This is a genomic window from Vibrio sp. A37, assembly GCF_059777565.1.
In genome coordinates, this window is record NZ_JBLNLI010000041.1 from 1 (window position 1) to 8,509 (window position 8,509).

Here is an 8,509-nt window from a genome sequence, read left to right on the forward strand (position 1 = left end):
CTTATAACGTTCACGGCGTGAACACTTTCGAAATTGCGCTGTACCTTATAACGTTCACGGCGTGAACACTTTTGAAATTGCGCTGTAACTTATAACGTTCACGGCGTGAACACTTTCGAAATTGCGCTGTACCTTATAACGTTCACGGCGTGAACACTTTTTAAGAATGGTATCGTGAGAAGCCCTCTAAAAGGCGGCAACCTTTTAGAGGGAGATTAAATCCCAATTCGCTAAAACTAGAGTTAATCAAATGAACTATATTGAAAATAACGTTCCACATAAAGCTTTTTGTTATTTAATACTTTATATAACGGCTGGTATAAGTATGTATCTGACCGTTTCTTTTATGTACTCGATCGGCAGCAGCTCCGGCATGGCGCTTTCCTTTGCTATTATTGGTTTCGTCTTTGACACTGTAAAAAGCTATACCCCTACCCTAATTGGTCGCATTGTCCAAAAAAGCCGCCTTACGGCGATGCTTATGGCTTTTATTAGCGTCGCCTTAATTGGCTTGAGTGTCGCAGCTTCGGTTTTTTCTTTACAAAATGGTGTCTCTAGTGCGCTATCGCAAACCAGAGTTGCTAAGGCGGCACAGGTAAAAATTGGAGCTTTACAGCAAGAAATAAATAGCTTACAGGAATTGCAGAAAAAGCAACTAAAAATAGATCACGTATCAAAGGCAAATCAAACTGCGATTTTACTTTCTCAAAAGCACAACCAGCTAAATGCAGCGATTGAGGAGTCAGTTGCTACTCCTAAAGATAGCCTATTGGTCTCCTTTTCAATGCCTATCATCTTAACTATCTCTATAGCTCTTGAAGTGATATCAATAGGAATGACACTGTGCTTATTTCTGCTAAACCAAAAGTCCGATCGTAACAGATACAACCCATTACCTCGATACAAAGTAAACGCACAAAGTTACACTAACCATTTATCAATACAGGGTGAAACCGTTGAGACACCTGTCTCAATCACGTATTCAAATACTTCAGAACGTATTTTAGAGCAAATGGTGACGGCGTTGGCAAGTGGAGAATGCGTGCCAACTCACCGATCAATTTATGGGGCATTTAGAGACTGTATTAAACAAAAAGAGGTGAAAGCTTACTTGAGTGAGTTAGCTGAAAGGAATGTTATTAGACCAACTAATTCCGGAACTTACATTACGAACTTTGGATAGTGATGGATTGCGTGACTAAATAAAGAATTGTGTTTTAGTGCATCACACATTAGTACGGTTGCCTCTCGCGATAAAGCGAGAGGCGTTAGAAAGTTTTAAAGAGGAATAATCAACATATCTATTGGCGAGTGATTAACTATTTTTTTGGCAGACGATAGCCACGTGCTTACGAAATCTTGATGATGCCCACATACAAGCAGATCGACATTAAACTCCCCTATCGCCTGATAAATCTCATCGTTTAAGTGCCCACTACCAACCAGCGTATGCATGACCGGGTAATTCGTCCCCTCGACTAATTTACGCATTTCTGTCTGAGATGCTTTTTTTATTTATGATTTGATATCTACAAACCCGATATAGGCTTCGGCATAACTGTCATCGATATGTATGAAGGACAGCTTCGCGTCTAATGGCGTTGCGAGGGCGATTGCTTTGTCTACAAGCACGCGACTTTCATCAGATAAATCAACGGCCACCATAATGTGTTTGTAGGTCATGCTATATCCTTTTTATTTCCTATTAGTGGGGTAAAAGTACAGCCAGAGATTCAGCTGCGTTGTGTACACCGTATTTAGGGCAGTTTGAACGGAACAAAACAATTATTCAATGGAAAGTTCTTTGATCTGCAAACAATAAAGCGCGAGTCAATAATACTCCGTTAGGTTGAAAATTTAGGAAATCCATAAGTGAGTAGTACGATGAATACATATGAATAACACCTTGAATAGACAAGGAAGAGAGGTTCTATGTTGAGAGGTCTATTTACGAAATTTTTCAAACATAAGGACGATGTTGAGGAAAAGTATGGATTGGACAACTTAGATGATGATGTCATCGGTTATCCCCCTAACCCCAAAGGTCTTCCGGTTGTTAGGCCTGATGTTTTAATCAACCGAGTGCAACAAGATATCAGATTCATTCGCAGTGAGTTGGGTATGCGATATGAAGATTTTGACTGTTATATTGCACCTGTTATGCACATCTTTATAGAATACGCCGATTTACTTCCTGCCTCGGAATACAAACATCACAGTACAGGTGGAGGCCTAATATATCATTCGTTTGATGTAGCGAAACGTGCAATGCGCAAGGCACAGCACACTCAGTTTCCGGTCGGTTTAGGTACGATAGCGGATACTCAACAGTCCAATTTGCAGTGGAAAACAGGGACAGTCTTGGCTGCGATGATGCATGACGGTGGAAAAATTCTTGCTGACATGGTGGTAAGCAATGGCGAACACGATCAAGACAAGCGTATTGAGTGGGATGCACACAGAGACGAGACGATACATCAGTGGGCCAGCAGGCACAAAATAGAGCGCTACTTTATTAGCTGGCGCAAACAACGTCATATGAAACATCAAAACGCGTCTCTGATGGTGATGCAACGTTTGATACCACAAGAGACATGGTCTTGGCTAGGAGGGTGTTTTGACGGACACGATATTCACACGGCAATGCTTGCATCAGTAGCAAAATCCACCATCGAGCATCCAATGACCAAAATTGTGGCAGAAGCAGATAGTGATTCAGCCCGGGCCGATCTGTTTCAGCGTAACAGCCACATCACGAAAGAAATCAAACAAGTACCGTTATCTGAGCTACTTTGTGACTTAATGAAACATTATATTTTGACGAATGTATGGCTCATCAATTCTGGCAATGCGCCAGTCTGGTATGTCAATAATGCACTGTATATCGTTTGGTCGGTCGCCGTTCCTCAGCTTGTTGAAGCTATGATTGAGGCAGGATATCGCATTCCTGAAGTGCCGGACGTACTAGCACGGATCATGATAGAAGAAGGTATGGCTAATCAGAATGGTGAAAAAGCGATGTTTGATGTTTATCCAGAGGTGTTAGGCACGGATAAAAAAGCCGTCAAACTAGCGTGCTTAGAAATTCGCAATGTAGAGCGATTAGTGGTTGAGCCCAATAAACTCTATTCAATAAAGGAGCATTCCCAAAGACCTAAAGCGGATACAGAGGTAAAACAAGTCGCGAAGGTTGTCGATAACGAACAAAAAGAAACGCAATTCAAGCAAGAGTCTATGCCAAAGCAAAAATTGCATGAGAGCTCTTTGGATACTGTAAATCGAGTATTATCCATCATGAGCTCCCAAGATGCTCAGAACAACTCCCGAGCAGCTGAGGGGATGTCCGACACCTTAAAAGCGAAATCCACAACGCCTTCGCTGTCAGCAACACTATCTAAAGAAGGACTGAACCCTTCGGTTGGTCAGCACTCAACATTGAGTTGTGAGGTAGCGCAATTCATTTATCAAAAGTTTAATCTTTCGCTCGAGAATGGCCAAGTCGTGGTGCCTAAAAAACAACTTTTGGATGTAGAGGATGCCGTAGCTGCAGCAGGAATCGAAGGCATTACACCATTCAATGCACATTCTCTGCTGATGGGATCGAAGGAGATTTTTATTCATGAGTGACAAACCTAATAACTACAACTTTCCTTACCGCACTAATTACGAAGGAAGGATATTTTTAGCATGGATAGTGGCAGGGTTAGCTTGCTTTGTATCGCCATACTTGTTTACTGTTCCTAGCCATGTGTATTGGTTTTTTACACTGGGATGTGTATTGATTGGGTTCGTTCTTGGGAAAGGTGGGGTCGACATCTATATTAAAAAATCTAAGCTAAAAGGCTATCCCTTAGAGTTTGTCGATCCAAATAGTGACAAGGCGTTACGGCTATTTGCAATTACGGACAAAGAGGTGTTGAGGAATGTCAAAGCAAACCGAAAGTAGCCTATTTTTGGGGTGGGGTAATGAGTGGTCACATTCCGAAGCTCAGCTTATCTATGACATCACTAAGCGAAATATTAGTGAGATGATAGGAAAGCAGCGCGTGAGCAAAGGAAAAGGCTACATCCAGGGTGTGCTATCGCAAGAAAAAGAGATTCGATATCAATTGTCATGGGCTGACGGACACACTCTCATTGCTGGAGCTACTGGTTCTGGGAAAACCCGCTTCTTTGATTTGGTTCTCAAGCAACTCATCCTAAGAGGAGAATGCTGTATCTTTCTCGATCCTAAAGGGGATAAAGATATCCGTAGAATCGCGAAAGAAACGTGCAATTTGATGGGGCAACCAGAGCGCTATCTTATGTGGCACCCTGCGTACCCTAGAGACTCTATTTTGCTTAATCCTTTGAAAAACTTTTCTAGAACCTCAGAGATAGCGGCTAGAGTAACCGCGCTGATCCCCGAAGATGGAGACTCGTTTTATCGAGACATTGCTAATACGGTTCTTCAATACTTAGTCGATGCCATGGTATTGGTTCGAGAGCAAGTGACGTTAACCAGAATACGTTATTACTATGAGCATTTTGGCTTACTCATTGAAAAAGCGTGTATTGCTTGGTTCGACTTGAATCAATTAGATTGGAAGCAGGTTTTGTTTAGCAAACTGAATTCGACGAAAGATGAAGAGGCTAGGGCGTTAGTTTGTATTGAATTCTATCGTAGAAAAGTGGCGGCAAAACACGGTAACCCGACTATTGAGTCCATGGCTTCCATGTACGTTGAAAAACGTAGGACACTCGAGCAATCCACTGCCAACTTACTCGCCAACTTATCCAAAGTAACCAATGGAGAGTTAGCGAATATGTTGTCTCCATCCAATTTAAACACTGAAGAAAAGAGAGCTAGCTATGATATGGCGTCGGTGATTCGAACGGATAAAGTATTAGTGATAGGAACGGACTCTCTGTCAGATAAATTGGTGTCTAGTGCGATTGGCAAAATGATTTTGTCTGATGCCGCGGCGGTAGCGTCGGACCGATACAACTATGGGGATGAGGACGACAAAGTTATCAATCTCTTTGTCGATGAGGCGAGCGAGATGCTGTGTGAGCCGCTAATTCAAATGGTCAATAAAGCTCGAGGCGCACGCTTTCGGTTATGGATTGCGACCCAAACCGTTTCAGACTTTACGGCTGAATTGGGAAGCGAAGCCAAAGCGGATCAAATCATCGCGTCCACGAATAACTTTATTTCGTTTCGTTGCGCTGACACTCCAACGCAAGAGAGAGTCGTTGCTCAGGTTCCCTCCACCAAAGTAAAGTATGTTATGAGAACTCAGGGATTTAATGCTTCCAATGACAATTTGGATGGGATCGGCGCAAATATTGGAGAACGCTTAATGGAAGAAGAGGCGGATATGTTCCCAAAAGAATTGATGGGCCAGCTGCCTGATTTAGAGTATGTTGCGTCATTTTCTGGAGGAAAGTTAGTCAAAGGAAGAATACCGATCTTGGGGGAGCCAAAATAAGATGTCAGATGAGGCAGGGTCGCGACGACCGCTTTTGATCGTAGCAATTATTCTCTTTACACAACTGGTTTTCATATTAAGCATTGTGTCCAAAGATGCGATAGAAGGGAGCATCAAAACTGAGCTAAGCTACATGATTGAACTCTATGGCTATGAGCAAACCAAAAGTATCTATGATAAAGCTGTAGACGCTACAGTGTCACTCGTAGAAAGTTCGGGTTTTTTGGCAGGTACTAAGAAGATATTGTTGCCTGAAGAATATATGCAATCTGGTAGGGTAGGGGACAGCACCTATTTTACTACGAGCTTTTGGAGTACAGTCGAGGAAGCCATCAATAATCTGTCTCTGAATGTAGAGTATTTTTTGCTACGGTTCTATGGGTTATCTCCTTGGGTGATATTGAGTGTGATTATATTAGTGACGTCCACTTTCTCTGGTTACATGGTGCGAGAAATCAAGAAGCAGGGTTTTGAATACTCGTCACCCCTTCGTCATGGCATCGCAAGGAAATTTTTATACTACACACCGATTACCACCTACTTGCTGTTTATGGTTCCGATCGCTCTACCACCCATCGTGTTTCCAATTTTGATGGTGGTGTTTAGTTTAAGTGTTTCGTTGTTCATTTCGAACACGATAAAAAGGGTGTAGCTAATTCACTTAATCGAGTTTCTATACAACCTGTTGATTTAATGGACTATCTTAGATATTTTCTCTGATGAATAATCATCGATGGGCTAAAAAATGAAAAATGTACTAGTAACAGGAGCAAATCGAGGTATTGGCTTCGCAATTGCGTCAATTTTTCGAGATGCGGGATATAATGTCGTTGCTACTGCGAGAACGGAAAACAACATCGCACACTTGAAAAATGAAGGCTTTGATTCTTTCCAATTGGAAGTAAGAAACAGAGATGAGTTAGATGAGCTTTATTTAAAGTTAAAGGAACAAAATAAACTCCCCGACATACTAATTAACAATGCAGGGGTGAGTAGTATTGAATTGTTCTCTCGCATTAACGAGAAAGAATTCGAAGACACCCTAAACGTTAACCTGACATCAGCCATTTTTATTACTCAAAAATTCATTCGTCATATGTCAAAAAATAAGTTTGGGAGAGTTATTAACCTATCTAGTGTGTTAGGTAGCATCCCGCAAAAAGGGTTAGTAAGTTATTCTGTATCAAAAGCGGGTCTAGAAGCGTTTAGTCGGGTTGTCGCGTTGGAGTATGCTGAAAAAGGCGTGACAATAAACTGCGTTGCACCTGGCTACGTGGATACTGATATGGTTCGAAACCTTCCCAACTCTGAAAGTTTCGTTGAGAGCATTCCATTGAAACAAATGGCTTCACCAAGTGAGATTGCCCAAGCTGTGTTCTTTTTAACTCAACAACCAAATATCACAGGGGAAGTCTTGAATACTAATGGTGGAATGCTAATGAAATCGTAAGCGAGGTTCCCATCAACAAGTTGAAAAGTATAGTGAGCGGAGTAATTCCGCTCATGTGTTTCTACCCTTGAAATAGCGATGCAATCTCACTAGAAATGGTTGCAACCCGATTGTTCTTTACGAAATTTATTTCATGAGTAGATTTAGCAATAACCTTATCTTTGACTTTAGCGACTAGATAAAGTGTTAGCTTTCGGCTTTTAACTTCTGAGCCTTCAACACCAATCGTAACGATATCTGACTGAAATACTTCACGTTTTAACTCTATATTCATTCGACTAAATAGCACTTTATGACCATAAACATCACCGTAATTCCATTGATGCTTTTTAAGGAAATCTGCTACATAGTCGGTGATATATCCTAGTAACAAATGATTGGAAAGATGGTTACCTGCATTTAAGTCTGTGAAACGGACTTCAAACTCTTTTGAAAATTCTTGGATACTCATGCGAACTACTTGTTGATTAAACAAAGAAAAACATTGTATTTGAATACTGTTCAGAGTTCGAGGTGGTATTGCCTTATGACTTAAAATCATTTCGATTATTGTGGAATGTACTGTAGTGGAATTCTTTGTCCGAGATGTGGAAGAATTGAATTTTTAATGAAGGGGCTAAAAGACTTTTGCCCCAAAGCAATTTAGAAACGTCAGTTAGCCATTTCGGACGAGGGCCATTCTGCCCTAAAAAATCTTATCGGCAGTGATGCTTTACCAATTTGTCGCGCTACCAATGTTAACAATTCTTGCTACTGGGTAAGCGGTGCATTCACCTGAATATTCAATAGTGACGGTTGCTTTAGTAGATTGAGCAGCGAGAAGTACACTCAGTGTTCTGTTGGTAGCTGAATCTGGTGCGGACGGTGTTAGCATCCACCAGTTGCAATCACAACCACTTGGGCAGGCCCCCGTAGGGCCAGGATTAAAGTAAACTTGCCCACTATCGTTGACGACTCGAACGTTTTCGATTTTCTGTGTTGTAAAAACTTCTACTGCAAATGAGCTGGCACTGATAAGTGTAAGGATAAGGACTAATAAAACTTTTTTCACTGCTGATTCTCTTTAATTGTTGTTAGGTTGGAGCACACTCTAATTACGCACACCGTATAGTTCAAGATATGAATGAGATGAAATTTTGATGAAGGGGCTAACAAGGTACTGCCCCATTTCCATTTTCAGATTTAGCTCGGCTAATATAGTCGAGCTAAGATTTGCATTCAAAAAAGTAATATTACGATTGGTGAATATCTATTCTGTATGCTTGATCATATCCAGCGTTACATGTTGTACCGTCAGTCGCTACAGTAACAGGCTGCTTATTCGTATATGCATCAAGGGCAATACTATACATTGCTTGGCCACCCGGTGTTGATACGTCCCATGTTAACCAACCTCCGTACTGACTTGTTCTTTGATGCATAAGAGCCGCATGGCTCTATATAAGCAAGGCCACTTGAACTTGCTTCAACACTGCAAAGTGTAAATGAAGTTGTTGTACCATCTTTTAATAAACTCATTGGATCCGGGCTTGGTTGACTCCCAGCGAATACGTTTGTGCTAATAAATAGTGAAGAGCCAACAGCAGCA

Annotated in this window: 9 protein-coding genes and 1 pseudogene; 6 read left to right on the top strand and 4 right to left on the bottom strand. The window is 41.4% G+C overall.

The genetic code is table 11. The annotated features are described in order from the left end of the window. The first annotated feature begins 325 nt into the window (after nucleotides 1–325). Nucleotides 326–1,183 (top strand): hypothetical protein, encoded by an 858-nt coding sequence (locus ACM2FC_RS23190; protein ID WP_498483411.1) that lies wholly within the window; start codon nucleotides 326–328, stop codon nucleotides 1,181–1,183. A 95-nt stretch (nucleotides 1,184–1,278) separates the two neighbouring features. Here ACM2FC_RS23190 and ACM2FC_RS23195 read toward each other — a convergent pair. Then, a pseudogene (locus tag ACM2FC_RS23195) lies at nucleotides 1,279–1,683 on the bottom strand (universal stress protein). A gap of 249 nt (nucleotides 1,684–1,932) precedes the next feature. On the opposite strand from ACM2FC_RS23195, the gene mobH reads away from it, so the two are divergent. The 5 genes from mobH to ACM2FC_RS23220 all read left to right on the top strand — a co-directional run bounded on the left by mobH (nucleotide 1,933) and on the right by ACM2FC_RS23220 (nucleotide 6,921). Next, the gene (gene mobH / locus ACM2FC_RS23200) at nucleotides 1,933–3,627 is read left to right on the top strand and encodes a MobH family relaxase (RefSeq protein ID WP_498483412.1); all 1,695 of its coding nucleotides are present in this window, start codon (nucleotides 1,933–1,935) and stop codon (nucleotides 3,625–3,627) included. After that, nucleotides 3,620–3,946, top strand: a complete 327-nt coding sequence (locus ACM2FC_RS23205) for a hypothetical protein (RefSeq protein ID WP_498483413.1) — start codon at nucleotides 3,620–3,622, stop codon at nucleotides 3,944–3,946. The genes mobH and ACM2FC_RS23205 overlap by 8 nt, the downstream gene beginning before the upstream one ends. Further along, nucleotides 3,924–5,471: a conjugative transfer system coupling protein TraD gene (gene traD / locus ACM2FC_RS23210; protein ID WP_498483414.1), complete on the top strand. Its 1,548-nt coding sequence runs from the start codon at nucleotides 3,924–3,926 to the stop codon at nucleotides 5,469–5,471. The genes ACM2FC_RS23205 and traD overlap by 23 nt, the downstream gene beginning before the upstream one ends. A gap of 1 nt (nucleotide 5,472) precedes the next feature. Continuing rightward, on the top strand, nucleotides 5,473–6,123 hold the full coding sequence (locus tag ACM2FC_RS23215; protein ID WP_498483415.1) for an IncC plasmid conjugative DNA transfer DtrJ family protein: 651 nt from the start codon (nucleotides 5,473–5,475) through the stop codon (nucleotides 6,121–6,123). Nucleotides 6,124–6,216: 93 nt separating this feature from the next. Then, entirely contained in the window at nucleotides 6,217–6,921 is a 705-nt protein-coding gene (locus tag ACM2FC_RS23220; RefSeq protein WP_498483416.1) for an SDR family NAD(P)-dependent oxidoreductase, read from the top strand. Nucleotides 6,922–6,982: 61 nt separating this feature from the next. Here ACM2FC_RS23220 and ACM2FC_RS23225 read toward each other — a convergent pair whose 3' ends face one another. The 3 genes from ACM2FC_RS23225 to ACM2FC_RS23235 all read right to left on the bottom strand — a co-directional run. After that, entirely contained in the window at nucleotides 6,983–7,372 is a 390-nt protein-coding gene (locus tag ACM2FC_RS23225; RefSeq protein ID WP_498483417.1) for an acyl-CoA thioesterase, read from the bottom strand. Nucleotides 7,373–7,633: 261 nt separating this feature from the next. Next, nucleotides 7,634–7,972 (bottom strand): hypothetical protein, encoded by a 339-nt coding sequence (locus ACM2FC_RS23230; protein WP_498483418.1) that lies wholly within the window; start codon nucleotides 7,970–7,972, stop codon nucleotides 7,634–7,636. A 293-nt stretch (nucleotides 7,973–8,265) separates the two neighbouring features. Next, on the bottom strand, nucleotides 8,266–8,509 hold a 244-nt coding region (locus ACM2FC_RS23235), incomplete at its 5' end, for a hypothetical protein (RefSeq protein WP_498483419.1).